Source organism: Rhodococcus sp. JVH1 (assembly GCF_000280725.2).
GTDB lineage: Bacteria > Actinomycetota > Actinomycetes > Mycobacteriales > Mycobacteriaceae > Rhodococcus_F > Rhodococcus_F jostii_A.
Genome location: NZ_CP166289.1, coordinates 3,727,177 through 3,742,571, shown reverse-complemented (window position 1 = coordinate 3,742,571; position 15,395 = coordinate 3,727,177). Strand labels below are relative to the sequence as shown.

Genomic DNA, 15,395 nt, shown 5'->3' with positions numbered 1-15,395 from the left:
CAAGGAGCACCATGACCACGACGGAATCCGTACCCGGGGTGACCGAGGTTCGTCACCTCATCGGTGGCGACTGGGCGGCCGCCTCGGACGGGGCGACCTTCGAAACCCGTGATCCGCACGACGGTTCACTGCTCGGGACGGTCCCCCGCGGAACCGCCGACGACGGCGAGGCCGCGATCACCGCGGCCCGCACCGCATTCGATGACGGTCCGTGGCCGCGGATGTCGCCGAAGGAGCGTGCGAAGATCCTGCACGCAGTAGCCGACAAGGTCGACGAACACCGTGAGGAACTCGCGCTGATCGAGACCCGTGACGGCGGCAAGAGCATCAACCAGTCCCTGCACGCCGAGATCCCGCGGGTGGCACACAATCTGCGGTTCTTCGCCGACTATGTGTCGATGGCCGCCAACGAGGCCTACCCGGACGGCGACCTGCTCTCCTACGTTTTGTACCCACCCGCCGGGGTGGTGTCGGCGATCAGCCCGTGGAACGCGCCGCTGATGCTCGCGACGTGGAAGATCGCCCCCGCATTGGCCTTCGGCAACACCACCGTTCTCAAACCCGCACCGCAGACGCCGCTCACCGCGCACCGGTTCGCGCAACTTGCCCTCGAGGCCGGCCTTCCCGAAGGCGTGCTCAACGTGGTCCACGGATTCGGGGGCGAGGCCGTCGCCGGTCCGCTCACCGCGGACCCGAGGGTCGACCGGATCACGTTCACCGGTTCGAGCGCCACCGGCGTGCGGATCCTCCAGGCCGCCGCGGTGAACCACACCCCGGTCTCGGCGGAGATGGGCGGCAAGTCCGCGAACATCGTCTTCGGCGACGCCGACCTCGACGTCGCTGTTCCGATGTCGATCCGGGCGATCTTCGGCGGCAACGGGCAGGTGTGCCTGTCCGGTTCGCGTCTGCTGGTGCAGAATTCGATCATGGGCGAGTTCCTCGACCGGTTCACCGAGGAGGCGAAGAAACTCACCGTCGGCGACCCGAAAGACCCGTCGAATTTCCTCGGCCCGCTGATCGAGCAAAGACACCTCGAGAAGGTGCACGGCTACGTCGAACTGGCCCAGGAGGAGGGCGGCAAGGTCGTGACCGGTGGGTCGCGGCTCACCGACGATGCGCGGGCGAAAGGCTTCTACTACCCGCCCACGGTGATCACCGGGCTCACCAACGACTCGCGCACCGCGCGTGAGGAGATCTTCGGGCCCGTCGAGACCGTCCTCGGGTTCGACACCGAGGACGAGGCGCTGCGCATCGCGAACGACTCGCCGTACGGGTTGGCAGGGATTCTGTTCACCGACAACCTCAACCGTGCGCACCGCATGGCCGCACGGTGGAAGGCCGGCACGGTGTGGATCAACACCTTCTTCGAGCGCGACCTCCGACTGCCGTTCGGTGGCGAAGGCAGCAGCGGCCTCGGACGCGAGGGCGGCCAGTACTCCCGCGAATTCTTCACCGAGCCCCGAGCGGTCACCATCCGCCTGCGGAGCTGATCGAACTCGTCCACCAGTGGCCGGGGCGGTACCCACCGTCCCGGCCATCGTCTTCCCGAACCGAGGAGAACTGTACTGTGACTACACCCGACCTCTGTGTCGTCGTCGGTGCGACCGGTGCGATGGGCACCGAAATCACCCTGCGACTGGCCCGCCGCGGGCTGCGAGTGCTGGCCGTGGCCCGCAGAGGCGACGAACTCGAGAAGCTCGCGATCTCCGACGACCTGATCACGCCGTGCGTGGCCGACATCGCCGACGACACTGCAATCGACACGATCTCTGCGTGTATCGACTCGCCCGTTCGGATGGCGCTGTTCGCCGCCGGCCTCCCGGTGCGGGGTTCCGTCGACACGATTCCACCAGGCGATCTGGCCGTGGCGACGAACATCAAGGTGGGCGGGCTCGTCCGCCTCCTGCACGCCGTCCGCGACCATCTCGTCGACGGCTCCCGCTTCGTCACCATCGCCGGCTCCCTCGGTCTCGAACCGGGTCCGCTCGATGCGGCGCCCGGCACGGCGAACGCGGCGGTCTTCAACCTCATGCGCCAACTCAGTGCCCTCTACGGGCCGAAGGGTGTCACCACCCACACGATCGCTCCCGGACCGGTGGACACTCCGAGGCTGCGTGCCTTCGTCGAAACCGAATCCGCCGAAACCGGGCAGGATCCGGAGAAGATCTGGAACCGCTACCGCGCCAAGACCAGCCTCGGTCGGCTGCCGACGCTCCAGGAGATCGGCTGGATCGTCGAGACCCTGCTCGCTCCGGAGGCCGCGGTGCTGCACGGCTCGGTGATCAACGTCGATGCCGGAACCCGCCACGGAATCCACTGACCGACTCCCGAAAAGGATTGTCACCTATGCCTGTCGCCCATTTCCACCTCGTTGACGGCGCCTACACCGCCGAGCAGCACCGAGAACTGCTCACCGCCGCGAGTCGGTGCTACTCCGAGGTTCTCGACTCACCGATGGACCGCGTAAGGGCGTTCATCGTGCGATACCGGCCCGACGATGTCGCCGTCGCGGGAACCACCGTTACAGATGGCGCGCCCGCGGCGCCCTATTTCACGGCGATCGTGCTCGCCGGACGCCCCGCCTCGCAACGTCAGGAACTTGCGGCGCGGTTCACCGATCTGATCGTCGACATCCTCGGTGCGCAGCGTGCGCTCGTGCGCGGACAGATCATCGAAGTCGACCCGGCGAACTGGGCGATCGCGGGGACCGCGGCCGCCACGACTCGTGCCGGTGAGATCGCGGCTCGTGCCCAGGCCGTGCCCTGAGCTGCACCACACATACGTATGGGCGGCCGCGACATTCGTCGCGGCCGCGCCAGCCGTCGGCACTCGGTTCAGAACCCCCAGGGCTCGTCGCGCCCGAGGAGTTCCAGCGACCGGAAACTGCCGGTGTAGAAGACGAGCGGGTGCCCGTCGTCGTACCAGAGTTGCTCGACCCGGCCCACGTGCAGCGTGTGGTCGCCCGCGGGGTGCGAGGCGACCACGGTGCACGCGAGATGCACCAGAGCGCCTTCGAGGAGCGGCACGCCCCTGCGCCACACGAACCGAACCCGATCCGGTTCGTGTGCCGCGCCCGCGAAGTGCAACGACACAGGTTCCTGGTCTCCGGCGAGAATCGAAACGCCGTACGTCCCGGTCTCTCTGATCTTCGTGTCCATCTTCGCGCGTGTGGAGATGGACACGAGCACCAGCGGTGGGTCCAGCGACACCGAGGTGAACGCATTGGCGGTCATCCCGTGCACCGAGTCCTCGTCCTCACATTCGGCGGTGGTCACGATGGTGACACCGCTGGCGAACCGTCCCAGCGCCTTCCGCAGGTGTAGCGGCGTCACCTCGGGATCGAGTTCGCCCACTGTCTCGGTCATGGCTGCGCTCCTCGTCGTCGGTTCCACTCAGCCCCGGACGATCCTCAGATCGTCGTTGCCGATCAGGTCGGGCCGGGTCCAGCCGTCCACGTCGTACTCGGACATGCACTGTTCTGCGAATCCCTTGAGCGCCAGATCCTGTCCGGTCGCCTGGTAGGCGAACAACGTCTGGAACCGGACGGCCTCGTGATCGCCGCCGTAATTGCGCTCGTAGAGTTCGTGCCGCCCACCGAACTCGGTGCCGACGGCGTCCCACAGCAACTTGAGCAACTGGACGCGGTCGATCGCGGCGACGCCGTTCGATCCGCGGACATACTGGTCGAGGTAGGGACGCATGGCCGGGTTCGCCCAGTCGCTCGCATGGGAGTTCAGGTAGATCAGCCCGCTCCCCAGCACCTGCTGGATGATCTCCTTGACCCGCGGGTACCCCACACCCATGAAGGTGCGATAGGCGAGACCGTAGTTCAGGTTCGGCTGGACGGCGCCGTTCACCCACTGTTCGGGTGACTTGGCCATCGCGTCGGACAGCCCCCAGAACATGTCGCGCCAGTTGAGGATCTCCCCGATCTGCATCTGCACACCGCGGAATCCCGCGGAGCCGGTCATTTCCACACCCTTCATCACACAGCCGGCGATGAAGTCGAGCTTCACCGCGAGCCGAGCGCATCCGTGGAACATGAAGCGGGAGAGAAATCCCGACTTCATGACGAAGCCGTTCGCGGTGTCGGTGTCGTAGGCGAAGACGTTCTCCCACGGCACCAGCACCCGGTCGAACACCATGATCGCGTCGTTCTCGTCGAACCTGCTCGACAACGGATAGTCGAACGGCGTGCCCATCACCGCAGCGTTCATCTCGTAGGAGGTGCGGCAGAACAACTTCAGTCCTGGCGAATCCATCGGCACCGTGAAGATCAGGCCGTATTCCTTCTTGCGCAGCGGCAGTCCGTAGTGGGCGATGAAATTCGCGTTAGTGATCGCCGATCCCGTCGCGACGACCTTCGCGCCGGACACGATCAGACCCGCATCGGTCTCCTCGACGACGTGCACGCACACGTCGGCGGTTTCGTCGGCCGGCTTGTCGCGGTCGATCGGCGGATTGACGATGGCGTGGTTGAGGTAGAGCATCCGCTCCTGCGCGTGCTTGTACCAGCGCAGGGCGTTGTCGCGGTACGGGCCGTAGAAGTCGGCGTTGGCTCCCAGCGTGCCGAGGAACGAGGCCTTGTAGTCGGGCGACCGACCCAGCCAGCCGTACACCTCACGCTGCCAGGCCACGATCGCGTCACGGGAGAGCACCAGGTCGTCCGCACTACGAGCGGTCTTGAAGAAGGGGTGCGTGAAGCCGCCGTTTCCGGTATCGGTGGGCACCGCCAGCACGCCCTTCGCCTCCGGCTGGTGCAGTGCGTCATACATCCGCGCCACCGACCGCGCCGAGTTACGGAAAGCCGGATGGGTGGTGACGTCGTCGACGCGCTCCCCGCGGAAGTAGACCTCGCGGCCGTCGCGCAGCGACTCGAGGTACTCGTCGCCCGTCATGGGCCGGACGTCGTTCGGAACTCCGACGCGATCGTCGACGAATGCTGATGTGGTCATGGAGTCACTCCTGGTCTCGTTGGGCAGGAACCTGTTTCGGAAGGCGAGGACGTCGGCGCGCCTCGGTCACCGCTGTCGGTGTCGTACTCGACGGGGTGGGGTATATTGACCCGAACGCCAAGTTCCTGTGATCTGGAACACTATTAGGCGGAGGTGTGGTGGAACATGGCTGAGCGCGAACAATCGAATGACTCCGCGCGCACCGACGTGCCCGCGATCGTCTCTCTGCGAACACGGGAGCTCGATACCGGGGAGGGCCGTATGCAGTGGGCGAGCACGCTGGAGCGGCTCTACTGCGAGACGGACGTGGCGTGGCCGGAGCCTCGGCGTCACTTCGACGCGGAGTGGGGCGGGCGGCCGTTCGGTGATCTGCATGTCAGCACGATCCGGGCCGACGCGCACACCGTCGTCCGATCGCCGGCGATGATCCAGTCCGATTCGGGGGAGGGGTATTTGGTCTGCCTCGTCACGGACGGAAGCGTGGAGGTCCGGCAGTCCGGCCGGGCCACGGTGGTGGAGCCGGGTTCCTTCGCGCTCCTCGACTGCGCCGCACCGTTCGTGTTCCACTCACCCGCCCCGTTCCGACAGGTCGTGGTTCGATCCCCCCGCGAGGTGCTCACGTCGCGCCTTCCGGGACGAATCGTCGAACACGGCACGGCGCGCTCGATTCACGGCGACACCGGGGCTGGCGGACTGGTCGGTCGGTTGTTCGTCGATATCGCGGACATGGACGCGCCGATGTCGCAAGGTGCTGCCGTGTCCTTCGCATCCTCCGCCGTCGACATGCTTGCCACGGCCCTGACCGAGGGCCTGTTGGCGACCAGCGCTGCAGACCTGCACCGCACGGAGGACCTCAGGCGAGTTCAGCGGGTGATCGAACAGAATCTCCACGACCCCGACATCACGCTGTCGGACATCGCCGCGGCAGCGGGTATGTCGCTGCGCACCGTGCACAAGTTGTTCAATGCGGAAGGCACCACGACGCGGGCCTGGCTGTATCAGGCCCGCCTCGAGGCTGCGCGAAAGTACCTGCTCACCACGAATCTGTCCGTCGCCGACGTCAGCGAGTGCGCCGGCTTCCGCGACGTGTCCCATTTCAGCCGGTTGTTCCGCAGCACCTTTGGCTCGAGCCCCGGCCTGTACCGGAAGGAGCACGCGCGCAGAGTTTCGTGATGCGCTGCGCCAACAAGTACGGTCAGGGAAGAACGGTGTCCTCATTGCTGAAGAGCATCGTGACACCACCGGTGGCGAAGTTCGCGAGATCTCCGGCGGCCGTCTGCCCAGCAGGTGACGACAGAGCCTGCGCGGCGGCATCCTTGGAGGCGAAGAACAACTCGGCGAGCGCGTACGCCGCGGGAGTAGTGCCGTCGAGGGTCTCACACTTGCCGGCGGCGAATCGGACGACCCCGGGCACCTGCCGGACCAGCGGCAGGTGTTTTGTGGCGTAGTACTCGTCGAATTCCGCCGGGTCGGTCGGCGGGTTGTAAATGATGCTCACTCGGTACATGAAATTCCTGTTCTCGGCGTCGTAGGTCGGGTTGGGGACAGTGGGATCACACGGCCTCGGCCGCCGGCCGAGGAGCGTTCACGGTGAACTCCTCCTTGAAGATCAACCGCGGCGACATGCGGCGGCGTTTCAAGGCCTTGACGGCGGCGACGACCATCGCGGGCGGTCCGCACAGGTATGCGCTGTGGCCACGGCAACTGGCGAAGTCACCCAGCACGGCGTCGGTGACCATTCCCGTTGCCCCGTCCCAGTTCTCCTCACTGAGGACCGGATGATAGTGGAATCGGGAATCGGTCGCCTCCATCGCGCGGAAGCACTCGACGTCGTAGAGGTCGGCTTCCCGGCGACCACCGTGGTAGAGGTGAATCGCCGGTAGCAGATCGTGGTCCAGTGCATGCCGGACAATCGATTTGAGCGGTGCGAGCCCGGTGCCTCCGCCGATCAGGATGGCCGGCTCCTCCCGGGATTCGACGACACCGAACTGGCCGAGCGGTCCACGCAGATCGATGCGGTCACCCACCGCGAGTGAGTCGAAGATCCAGCCCTCGGTGGCGAGGCCGCCCGCCGTATTCCGGACGTGGAACTCGAGCAGCCGTTGCTCGGACGGCGGGTTCGCCATCGAATACTGGCGCGCGACACCGGAGCCCGGCACGATCAGTTCGGCGTACTGACCGGCGTCGAACTCCATCGGTTCGTCGAGTTCGACGACGAGCCTGCGGGTCTGCCGAGCGATGTCGGACAGTTCCCGTACTGTGCCTGTGTAGTCGCGAAGGGGGTGCATCGGCCGGCCGGGGTCGGCGTGGTTCACGGGGGCGATGGTCAGGTCTCCGAGCGGTTTCGACTGGCAGGCCAGCGCGAGTCCCGACGAGCGTTCGTCGGCGGAGAGGATGGTCTCGTCGGCGGTGCCGTGGTCGACCTCCCCGCAGAGAACCCGGATCTTGCACGTGCCACAGGTCCCTTGTGAACAGGCGTGCGGAAGCCAGCGATTCGCCCGCAATGCGGCTTCCAGGACCGACGTGCCGGGTGCGACCGGGAACGCCCCGTCCTGCCCCGACACCGTCACCATACGGTCCATCGGTCAGACCTCCCAGGTGACGTGCAGGCCCTGCGGTCCGCGGAACGTCCATCCCCAGAACTGCGGGGCGCGGTCGGGATCGGGCTCGATGTTCGGGATCGTCTCGAACAGTGCCTCGAGTGCGATCCGCACGATCGCGGTACCGAGATACGTTCCGGCACAAGCATGGTTTCCCGCTCCGAACGCCAGATGCGGCATGATGGGCCGGTCGATCTCGTAGGCCTCCGCGTTCTCCCAGACGGACTCGTCTCGATTGGCCGAACCGTATGCCAGCATGACCGGTGTTCCCGTCGGCAGGTCGATGCCGCCGATGGTGACATCGCGGCCCGCGACCTTCACCGCGGCACTCCAGATCGGGGCCACCCAGCGCGCGCCCTCGTTGACGGCGCGCGGAATGAGTGTGGGGTCGTCGATGACGCGTTCGAGCTGGTCGGGGTGCTGGAATAGCCCTGCCAGGGTGGTCGTCATGACGTGCCCGGGCTCCTGAAGGGCGCCGAGCAGGAACACGTAGATGTTCGGGTAGATCTCGGACCGGTCGCGGACCTGGCCGTCGGGCATCCCGTCGTGCAGCCAGTGCGAGATCAGGGTGTGGTCGGGATGTTCGGTCCAGTGGTCGAGCATCGGGCCGACAGCGGCGACGATCTCGGCCTTCACCCGGTCACCGGCCTCGAACGGCCCGGGATTGGCGAAGTTTCCGTTCTCGTCGACTTCCGCGTTCCCGTACGACTGCGCCAGCGTCTCGAACCAGCGCACCAATGTCTCCGAAGGGATTTCGGTGAGACCCATCAGGTCCCCAACCGAACGCACACTGATCGGCGCGAAGTAGGCCTCCTGGATGTCTGCGGCACCCAGATCCTCGATCCCTTCCCGGAGGCTGCGCGCCTGCGGCCGGACCAGCGCTTCTACATAGGAGTCCACTGCACTGGGCCGCAATTGCGGATCGATCCATTCGCGAATTTTCTCGTGCTGTTCACCGTTGGCGGCGAGTACGGTACCTTTCCCGAAGGTTCGTCCACCCGAGGGCGCGATCACCGTGGACCAGGTCTCGGAATCCTGCGCGATCTGCAGACAGAGGTCGCGCGACGCCACGACGTGCATCCCTACCGCGGGTACGAACGCAACCGGGGCCTCGCGCCGGAGCCGGTCGTAGATCGGGTTCGGATCGCGGTCGAGTTCCTCCATGGTGATCGATTCGATCCACGTGGTGCTGGTGGTCATGGCGCTGTCTCCTCTGAAGTCGTTCGCAAGATTCGAAGTGGGCGCGGCCCGGAGCCTTTCGGGGATCGTCCGCGCGGGGAGTGCCTGTGATCTGGAACACTATGATGCGGAGGTGCGATCGAACATGACCGACAGTGCACAGAAGGATGACTCCGCCTGCACCGACAGCGCCGCGTCGATGGTGCTGAGTACGCGCGAGCTGGAGTCGACCGAAGGGCGCGTGCGCTGGGCGGACACCCTCGACTCCACCTACTGCGAGATGGACGTCGACTGGCCCGACAGACACGCCCGGTTCGCCGCGGAATTGACGGTGCGGCCCTTCGGGGACCTGACCGTGAGTGTGGTGCACGCAGACCCGCACACGGTCGTGCGCACGCCCGAGATGATCCGGTCCGACCCCAACGACGACTACCTGCTGTGTCTGATCACTCGGGGGACGGCCACCCTCCAGCAGCATTCGCGGAGTGCGACCCTCGAGCAGGGAGCATTCGGGATCCTCGACTCGGCCGCACCCTTCGTCGTGGACGGCCGGACGGAATTCGAGCAGGTCGTCCTGCGTGCACCCCGCCAACTATTGATCTCCCGGCTTTCCGCCGAGGCCATGGAGGGCGTCGCCGGGCTGGGGATCTCCGGGCAGACCGGGATGGGCGGCCTCGTCTCCCGTTTTCTCGTCGACATAGCAACGACCGACGCCCGGTTGTCGGTGGGGTCTTCGGCATCCGTGGCCGCGTCCGCGGTCGAGCTGCTCACCTCTGTCCTCACCGAGCAGGCGCGCCCCCTGACCGCGACGAAACGGGTCCACCACGACGACCTCCGGACGGTGCAGCAGACGATGACGCGGTACCTGCACGACCCCGACCACTCGACGGCCGAGATCGGTGTCGAACTCGGAATGTCCCTGCGCTACATCCACAAACTGTTCAGCTTGACCGACACCACCCCACGCACATGGCTGTACCAATTGCGCCTCGACCGCGCCCGAGGGCAGCTCCTCGACACCGACTCGACCGTCGCCGAGATCAGCGACCGTGTCGGTTACCGCGACGTCTCACACTTCAGCCGCGCATTCCGCAAGCGGTTCGGCGTCAGCCCCGCGCATTTCCGTGAACAGCACAGCGGGAAAGGCGGTTCACGTACGGACCGTTAGGTTTTCTTCGCTCTAGCCGGTGTGGTCACGCCCGAAGATCTGACGCGCCAGCACCCACCGTTGGATCTCGTTGGCTCCCTCGTAGATCTCGCCGATCTTGCTGTCGCGGTAGATGGCCTCCACCGGACCCTCGGTGTCGTCGGCGCCGAGCGACCGGACGAAGCCGAGTCCGCCGAAGGCCTGCACGGCATCTCGGGCGATCCGCGCGGCCAGGTCCGTGCCCCGCAGTTTCGCCATCACCGCCTCGGGTTCGGGGAATCGCTCGCCGGCGTCGAGCCGCAGTGCCGCTTTGAGATACAGGCTGCGGGCGGACTCCAGATCCGCGGCGTAGTCGGCCATCACGAACTGCCAGTGCTGTTTCGAGGCGAGCGAACCCCCGAAGGCGTGCCGCGACTTCAGATGGGCGACAGTCCGATCGAATGCGGCCTGCGCCATGCCGACGCCCGCGGCACCGATCCCGATGCGCCCGTAGGTGAGGGTCTGCAGCGCGAGGCGCAGTCCACCCCCGACCCGTCCGAGCACCGAATCCGGCCCGAGGCGGACGTCGTCGAGATTGACATCGGCGGTGATCTGCCCGCGGTTCCCCAGTTTTCGGTCGGGGGTTCCGATCGTGACACCCGACGCGTTGGTGGGCACGATGAAGGTCGTGAGGTCGTCACCGGTGCGTGCGAGCACCACCACCACACAGGCGACGACGGAGTTGGTGATCCACCGTTTCCGGCCGCGGAGGATCCAGCCGTCACCGTCCGGGATCGCTTCGGTGGACACGGCGTCGGGGGACAGGTCGCTGGACGCACCCGGTTCGCTGGTCGCGAAGGCACCCACGATCTCCCCCTCGACGAGGGGCCGCAGCCAGCGGCGTCGCTGCTCGTCTGTGCCCTGGTCGAGCGCGGTGCCCGCCAGGATGCAGTGCACGTCGTAGATGGCCGCGACGCTGTTGGAGTAATACGCCAATTCCTCCACCGCGACTGCGGTCGCGGTGGCGCGATGCGACAGACCGTCGCCGCCGACGTCGGGCGGGAACGGGATCCGGAACAGTCCCTCCGACGCCATCGATTCGAACGCGTCACGTGGGAAGCCGTCGAGCCGCTCGTCGCCGCCGGCGATGCGATGCGCGACGGGCTCGATCGCCCGGGTGGCGAAGTCGCGCACCCGCAGACGAAGGTCGCGAACCTCGTTCGGGGACAACAGGTCATGATACAACTCGTCGGACATGCGCGCGACGGCGGGCGAGGCGGGCGCTGCCTCCGCGACGAGGGTGACGGGACTGTTCGGGGGCATCGGATCTCCTGAGACGGACGGCATGCGTGCCTTCCCTGTGTAACCCGGGTCTGGTTTTCGCCTCGACGTCGAATCGCAATGCCCGACTCCTCAGGTGCCGACGTCGGTGGCCGTTCCGGATATCCGGATGTTCGCCGCTTCCTCCCGCTCGGCGAGCGTGACGTCGCCGGCCGCGAAGTGCGTCTTCGGTGTCTCGCGCAGGATCACACGGACGTTCGCGACGGGCGTCCCCACCGCCCGGTGAGCGGCGTGGGTGAGCTCGTGGATCAGCAGGCGCAGTTCCTCGGGGCTGCGGCCCTCGGCGATGGTGACCTCGATGATCGGCATCAGCGACCTCCCGCCACGGTGATCGTGCCCAGATTCGTGAAGTGCGCCGCAATCCGCGCGCCCGGCTCCACCGGCACCGCGTCGGTCATCCCTCCCGTGAGCACCACCCAGCCGGCCTCGATGGCGTGGCCCCGTTCGGCGAGCGTGTTGGCGGCGAACGCCAGCGCTTCGGCCGGATGTCCGTGTACCGCAGCACCGGTCGCCGAATCGACGATTTCGCCGTCGACCTCGAGCAGGCACGCCTCGAGCGCAAGGTCGAGATCTTCGGGCCGCCGGCTGATCGGCCCGGTGACGTAGCGTCCGGACGAGTTATTGTCGGCCACCGCGTCCATCATCGAGAACTTGTAGCCCGAGAACCGGCTGTCGATGATCTCGATCGCGCCCACGACGTGATCCACGGCGGCCAAGGCGGTCGCTGCGCTGATGCCCGGACCTTCGAGTCGGCGTCCCATGACGAACGCGATCTCCGGTTCGGCCCGCGCCTGGATCAGGCGGTCGCGGGGCACGGTCTCCCCGATCGGGAGGATCATCCGGTCGGTCAGCCACGCGGTCGACGGTGCGTCGACACCGACCTGACGCTGCTTGGCCTTCGAGGTGACCCCCAGTTTCACGCCGGTGACCTTCTCACCGCGCGCCACCCGGATGCCGAGGGCGATGTCCTGCGCGGCGTAGGCCGTTGCGAGGTCGAGGCTCTCCCACTCAGCTTTGATGGACGTCTGGGCCGTGGCACTTTCTTCCGCCTGTAAAAGTCGCTCCGCCACGAGTGCTGCGCTCCATGCGTCGGTACCCATCACTGTTCCTCCTTGGTGCCGAGGACGGCTGTCACACTGCCGAGCCCACTGATCTGCGCGACGATCGAATCGCCCGGATTCACCGGAAATGCCTTGGTCATCGAGCCGGGAAGCACGACATGGCCCGGTTCGAGTGTCACGCCCATCGGGCCGACAGTGTTCGCCAGCCAGACGAGCGCGTTGAGCGGCGAGCCGAGAACGGCACCGCCCGCGCCGGTCGCGACGAGTTCACCGCCGATGTGGAGGGTGCACCCCGCCAGTTGCAGGTCCGCCGCGTCGAGCGCGACCGGTCGGCTGCCCAGGATGACGCCGCCCGACGACGCGTTGTCGGCGATGGTGTCGAAGATGCCGATCTTCCAGTCCCGGATCCGCGAGTCGACGATCTCCAGTGCGGGAAGGACGAAGTCGACCGCCCGGACCGCCTCGGCGACGGTGACACCCGGTCCGGACAGAGGCCGGCCCAGCACGAACGCGATCTCGGGCTCGATCCGCGGCTGGAGGAACCGCCCCGAGGGTATGGGCTGGTGCTCGAGATGGAACATGCTCGCGGTCAGATGTCCGAAGTCAGGTTGGTTCACCCCCATCTGCCGCTGAATGGCCCGCGACGCGAGGCCCACCTTGTGCCCCTTCACGACGTCGCCGCCGAGCGTCCACTCCTCGACCTGCACTTGCTGAATGCGATAAGCGAGTTCGATCGACGCGTCGGGATGCTCCGGGGTCAGCGGGTCGATCGGTTCGCCCGTCCGGTACACCTCCAGCAACCGGTCGGCGGCCTTACGTGCGACGGTATCCATGGCACCTCTGCTCTGTGTCATTCGGTTCGGACTTCGGGTGACGGGACGTCAGGAGGCCAGCGCAGGCCGGCCCGATTCGGGAACGTCCCTGGTCGTGGTGGGTGTGGCGTGGTTCGTGTTCGCGACCGCGTGCGAGACGTCGCGGGCTGCCGCCATGACGGCACGGGTGAACTCGACGCGGCGGGGCACGAAACGGCTGACCGGGATGCTCATGCTCACCGCGGCCACCACGGAACCCATGTCGTCACGCACCGGCGCGGCGACGCAGTGGACCTCCGAGACGGCTTCACCGAGGTCGTAGGCGTGGCCGGCAGACCGCGCCACCGACAACGCGTCGAGCAGCGCCCCGGCATTCGTGATCGTCGACGGCGTGTGCCTGCGCAACTGGCGACCGGCCAGGTACCGGTGCAGTTCGTTCTCCTCGAGGCTCGCCAGGAGGACCTTGCCCACCGCTGTGCAGTGTGCTTCGAGACGGGCGCCGACGCGTGCACCCTGCACGGTGATGTTGTGCGTACCGACCACCTTGTCGACGTACAGCACGTGCCACCGTTCCATCACCGCGAGGTGACTGGTTTCGCCGTACCGCTCGACGAGGTTCTCGATGACCGGCGCGGCGCAGGACCGCACGTCGACGGTGCCCCGCAGGGTTTCGCCGAGTTCGATCACCCGCCACCCGATCCGGTAGCGACCACGCGTGCGGCACTGGAGCAGTCCGGTCTCGACGAGACTCGACAGCAAGGCGTGCGCACTCGATCGGGGGACGTCGATGGCAGCGGCGACCTCGGAGACCCCCCATTCCGGTTGCGCTGCGGTGAACAGGTCCAGCACCGGCCCGATCTTCTGGACCGTCTGCAGTGTCGCCACGGTGTCCGTCCTTTCTTCCCACGGCTCCGCGGGAAGCGAACGTGCACCTCGCTGAGCGTCTGTGATCTGAAACACTAGGAAGAACGCGGCCACCACACCATGACCACCAGCGCATGAATGGATGACTGCACGCGCACCACCTGCGATGGGGCGGTTAGCCGGATTCCCGAACCCGGGAATCTCCCCGATCAGAGGTCGTAGTCAACGACGACCGGAGCGTGATCACTCATCCGCCGGTCGGCCGCGGGCTCCCGGTCGGTGCCGGCCGCGACCGCAGCCTGTGCCAGGCGCGGCGTCGCGAGGCGGTAGTCGATGCGCCACCCGGTGTCGTTCACGAACGACTGCCCCAGCCACGACCACCACGAGTACGGACCGTCGACGCCAGGATGGTGCTGCCGGACCACGTCGACGAGAGTGTGCGGCGACAGGATGGAGTCGAACCACTCACGCTCCAGGTCGTCCACGGTGAGGACATCCGCCGTCCGTTGGGGCTCAGCCGCTGCTACCCGAGGGGAGGCCGTCGTCAGATCGCTGCGCCTGCAGACCCGGACCCCGGCGTCCTTCGGCGGGGCCAAGGAATTCGTGGCCGGTGTCCGGCTGACGGCAGAGGACGACGAACTTGACGGCTGGCGTGGACGTGAGGCCCGTGCCGCGCGCCCCATGTCACAACAGTTCAATCTGATTGGCCGGCGGTGACATTGGGCGACGGGCGACAGGCGGAGGGCACCGAGGTCCACGTCGGCTGAGCTACGGTCTGCCTATGGACGACGAGCACGCAATGGGCACGACTGGCGGTCCGGTGCGGTATGAGGGTGGACTGCCGGGACTGATTGCGCGCGCCCGGGCGCTCGCCGAGCCGGGCACGCGCCGGATTCTCGGTATCGCCGGACCGCCCGGCTCGGGCAAGAGCACCGTTGCCGCGGCAGTGCTCGCGGCGCTGGGACCGTCCGCGGTGGTGGTGCCGATGGATGGATTCCACCTGGCGGGTGCGGAACTGGTCCGCCTCGGCCGGGCCGGCCGCAAGGGCGCACCCGACACGTTCGACGCCGCCGGCTACGTGGCGCTGCTGCGCCGGCTGCGTGAACCCGGCGGCGAGACGGTGTACGCCCCGGAGTTCCACCGCGACGTCGAGGAGTCCTTCGCCGGGTCGATCGCCGTCCCGCCGGACGTGCCGCTGGTGATCACCGAGGGCAACTACCTGCTCCTCGACGAGCAGCCGTGGGCGAGGGTGCGCGACCTGCTCGACGAGGCATGGTTCCTCGCGCCGGACGACGAGGAGCGCGTCACCCGGCTCGTCGAGCGGCACATCCGGTTCGGCAAGTCGCCCGACGATGCGCGAGAGTGGGTGCGGCGCAGCGACGAACGCAACACCGCGTTGGTCGCGCCCGGCCGCGCCCGCGCCGACGTCGTCGTGCTCGGTGACCCGGTGTGACCGG

The 15,395-nt window shown here is 67.1% G+C and carries 16 protein-coding genes and 1 pseudogene; 6 read left to right on the top strand and 11 right to left on the bottom strand.

Going from position 1 to position 15,395, the window contains the following annotated elements:
• The first annotated feature begins 11 nt into the window (after positions 1–11).
• From JVH1_RS17180 to JVH1_RS17170, 3 genes are all read left to right on the top strand, one after another.
• Positions 12–1,490, top strand: a complete 1,479-nt coding sequence (locus JVH1_RS17180) for an aldehyde dehydrogenase (RefSeq protein ID WP_009476952.1) — start codon at positions 12–14, stop codon at positions 1,488–1,490.
• 77 nt (positions 1,491–1,567) lie between these two features.
• Positions 1,568–2,320, top strand: a complete 753-nt coding sequence (locus JVH1_RS17175) for an SDR family NAD(P)-dependent oxidoreductase (RefSeq protein ID WP_007296210.1) — start codon at positions 1,568–1,570, stop codon at positions 2,318–2,320.
• A 26-nt stretch (positions 2,321–2,346) separates the two neighbouring features.
• Positions 2,347–2,766, top strand: coding sequence for a tautomerase family protein (locus JVH1_RS17170; protein ID WP_007296209.1), 420 nt, complete (start codon positions 2,347–2,349; stop codon positions 2,764–2,766).
• Positions 2,767–2,834: 68 nt separating this feature from the next.
• Here JVH1_RS17170 and nphA read toward each other — a convergent pair whose 3' ends face one another.
• Both nphA and JVH1_RS17160 read right to left on the bottom strand, forming a co-directional pair.
• On the bottom strand, positions 2,835–3,365 hold the full coding sequence (nphA, locus tag JVH1_RS17165; RefSeq protein WP_005572670.1) for an NADH-dependent flavin reductase: 531 nt from the start codon (positions 3,363–3,365) through the stop codon (positions 2,835–2,837).
• A gap of 27 nt (positions 3,366–3,392) precedes the next feature.
• A complete protein-coding gene (locus tag JVH1_RS17160) occupies positions 3,393–4,955 on the bottom strand; it encodes a 4-hydroxyphenylacetate 3-hydroxylase family protein (protein WP_009476953.1) in 1,563 nt (520 codons plus the stop codon).
• A 165-nt stretch (positions 4,956–5,120) separates the two neighbouring features.
• Between JVH1_RS17160 and JVH1_RS17155 the strand changes: the two genes are divergently transcribed.
• Positions 5,121–6,128 (top strand): AraC family transcriptional regulator, encoded by a 1,008-nt coding sequence (locus tag JVH1_RS17155; protein WP_009476955.1) that lies wholly within the window; start codon positions 5,121–5,123, stop codon positions 6,126–6,128.
• Positions 6,129–6,150: 22 nt separating this feature from the next.
• Here the strand turns inward: JVH1_RS17155 and JVH1_RS17150 are convergent, their stop codons facing one another.
• From JVH1_RS17150 to JVH1_RS17140, 3 genes are read right to left on the bottom strand one after another with little or no spacing between them, the layout of a single operon-like run.
• On the bottom strand, positions 6,151–6,462 hold the full coding sequence (locus JVH1_RS17150) for an EthD family reductase (protein WP_009476956.1): 312 nt from the start codon (positions 6,460–6,462) through the stop codon (positions 6,151–6,153).
• Between the two features lie 46 nt (positions 6,463–6,508).
• On the bottom strand, positions 6,509–7,537 hold the full coding sequence (locus tag JVH1_RS17145; protein WP_009476957.1) for an NADH:ubiquinone reductase (Na(+)-transporting) subunit F: 1,029 nt from the start codon (positions 7,535–7,537) through the stop codon (positions 6,509–6,511).
• Between the two features lie 3 nt (positions 7,538–7,540).
• Positions 7,541–8,755 (bottom strand): cytochrome P450, encoded by a 1,215-nt coding sequence (locus JVH1_RS17140; RefSeq protein ID WP_009476958.1) that lies wholly within the window; start codon positions 8,753–8,755, stop codon positions 7,541–7,543.
• Between the two features lie 124 nt (positions 8,756–8,879).
• Between JVH1_RS17140 and JVH1_RS17135 the strand changes: the two genes are divergently transcribed.
• Positions 8,880–9,902, top strand: a complete 1,023-nt coding sequence (locus tag JVH1_RS17135; RefSeq protein ID WP_009476959.1) for a helix-turn-helix domain-containing protein — start codon at positions 8,880–8,882, stop codon at positions 9,900–9,902.
• Between the two features lie 12 nt (positions 9,903–9,914).
• Here JVH1_RS17135 and JVH1_RS17130 read toward each other — a convergent pair whose 3' ends face one another.
• From JVH1_RS17130 to JVH1_RS17105, 6 genes and pseudogenes are all read right to left on the bottom strand, one after another.
• Positions 9,915–11,183, bottom strand: coding sequence for an acyl-CoA dehydrogenase family protein (locus JVH1_RS17130; RefSeq protein WP_009476960.1), 1,269 nt, complete (start codon positions 11,181–11,183; stop codon positions 9,915–9,917).
• A gap of 90 nt (positions 11,184–11,273) precedes the next feature.
• Complete coding sequence (locus JVH1_RS17125; RefSeq protein WP_009476961.1) at positions 11,274–11,510, bottom strand: tautomerase family protein; 237 nt, start codon at positions 11,508–11,510, stop codon at positions 11,274–11,276.
• Positions 11,510–12,301, bottom strand: a complete 792-nt coding sequence (locus JVH1_RS17120; RefSeq protein WP_009476962.1) for a 2-keto-4-pentenoate hydratase — start codon at positions 12,299–12,301, stop codon at positions 11,510–11,512. The genes JVH1_RS17125 and JVH1_RS17120 overlap by 1 nt, the downstream gene beginning before the upstream one ends.
• A complete protein-coding gene (locus tag JVH1_RS17115) occupies positions 12,301–13,095 on the bottom strand; it encodes a 2-keto-4-pentenoate hydratase (protein WP_009476963.1) in 795 nt (264 codons plus the stop codon). The genes JVH1_RS17120 and JVH1_RS17115 overlap by 1 nt, the downstream gene beginning before the upstream one ends.
• A 48-nt stretch (positions 13,096–13,143) precedes the next feature.
• The gene (locus JVH1_RS17110; RefSeq protein WP_011596423.1) at positions 13,144–13,959 is read right to left on the bottom strand and encodes an IclR family transcriptional regulator; all 816 of its coding nucleotides are present in this window, start codon (positions 13,957–13,959) and stop codon (positions 13,144–13,146) included.
• Between the two features lie 188 nt (positions 13,960–14,147).
• A pseudogene (locus JVH1_RS17105) lies at positions 14,148–14,411 on the bottom strand (exodeoxyribonuclease III); the annotation flags it as partial.
• A 308-nt stretch (positions 14,412–14,719) separates the two neighbouring features.
• On the opposite strand from JVH1_RS17105, the gene JVH1_RS17100 reads away from it, so the two are divergent.
• A complete protein-coding gene (locus tag JVH1_RS17100) occupies positions 14,720–15,391 on the top strand; it encodes a nucleoside/nucleotide kinase family protein (RefSeq protein ID WP_009476967.1) in 672 nt (223 codons plus the stop codon).
• Positions 15,392–15,395: the final 4 nt, after the last annotated feature.

What these genes read in the sequence shown, in the direction of transcription:
- JVH1_RS17125 (WP_009476961.1), bottom strand. Translation starts at nt 11,510, where the DNA reads ATGCCGATCATCGAGGTCACCATCGCCGAGGGCCGCAGCCCCGAGGAA.
- JVH1_RS17115 (WP_009476963.1), bottom strand. Translation starts at nt 13,095, where the DNA reads ATGGATACCGTCGCACGTAAGGCCGCCGACCGGTTGCTGGAGGTGTAC.
- JVH1_RS17180 (WP_009476952.1), top strand. Translation starts at nt 12, where the DNA reads ATGACCACGACGGAATCCGTACCCGGGGTGACCGAGGTTCGTCACCTC.
- JVH1_RS17100 (WP_009476967.1), top strand. Translation starts at nt 14,720, where the DNA reads ATGGACGACGAGCACGCAATGGGCACGACTGGCGGTCCGGTGCGGTAT.
- JVH1_RS17130 (WP_009476960.1), bottom strand. Translation starts at nt 11,183, where the DNA reads ATGCCCCCGAACAGTCCCGTCACCCTCGTCGCGGAGGCAGCGCCCGCC.
- JVH1_RS17155 (WP_009476955.1), top strand. Translation starts at nt 5,121, where the DNA reads ATGGCTGAGCGCGAACAATCGAATGACTCCGCGCGCACCGACGTGCCC.
- JVH1_RS17145 (WP_009476957.1), bottom strand. Translation starts at nt 7,537, where the DNA reads ATGGACCGTATGGTGACGGTGTCGGGGCAGGACGGGGCGTTCCCGGTC.
- JVH1_RS17135 (WP_009476959.1), top strand. Translation starts at nt 8,880, where the DNA reads ATGACCGACAGTGCACAGAAGGATGACTCCGCCTGCACCGACAGCGCC.
- JVH1_RS17170 (WP_007296209.1), top strand. Translation starts at nt 2,347, where the DNA reads ATGCCTGTCGCCCATTTCCACCTCGTTGACGGCGCCTACACCGCCGAG.
- nphA (WP_005572670.1), bottom strand. Translation starts at nt 3,365, where the DNA reads ATGACCGAGACAGTGGGCGAACTCGATCCCGAGGTGACGCCGCTACAC.
- JVH1_RS17120 (WP_009476962.1), bottom strand. Translation starts at nt 12,301, where the DNA reads ATGGGTACCGACGCATGGAGCGCAGCACTCGTGGCGGAGCGACTTTTA.
- JVH1_RS17160 (WP_009476953.1), bottom strand. Translation starts at nt 4,955, where the DNA reads ATGACCACATCAGCATTCGTCGACGATCGCGTCGGAGTTCCGAACGAC.
- JVH1_RS17150 (WP_009476956.1), bottom strand. Translation starts at nt 6,462, where the DNA reads ATGTACCGAGTGAGCATCATTTACAACCCGCCGACCGACCCGGCGGAA.
- JVH1_RS17140 (WP_009476958.1), bottom strand. Translation starts at nt 8,755, where the DNA reads ATGACCACCAGCACCACGTGGATCGAATCGATCACCATGGAGGAACTC.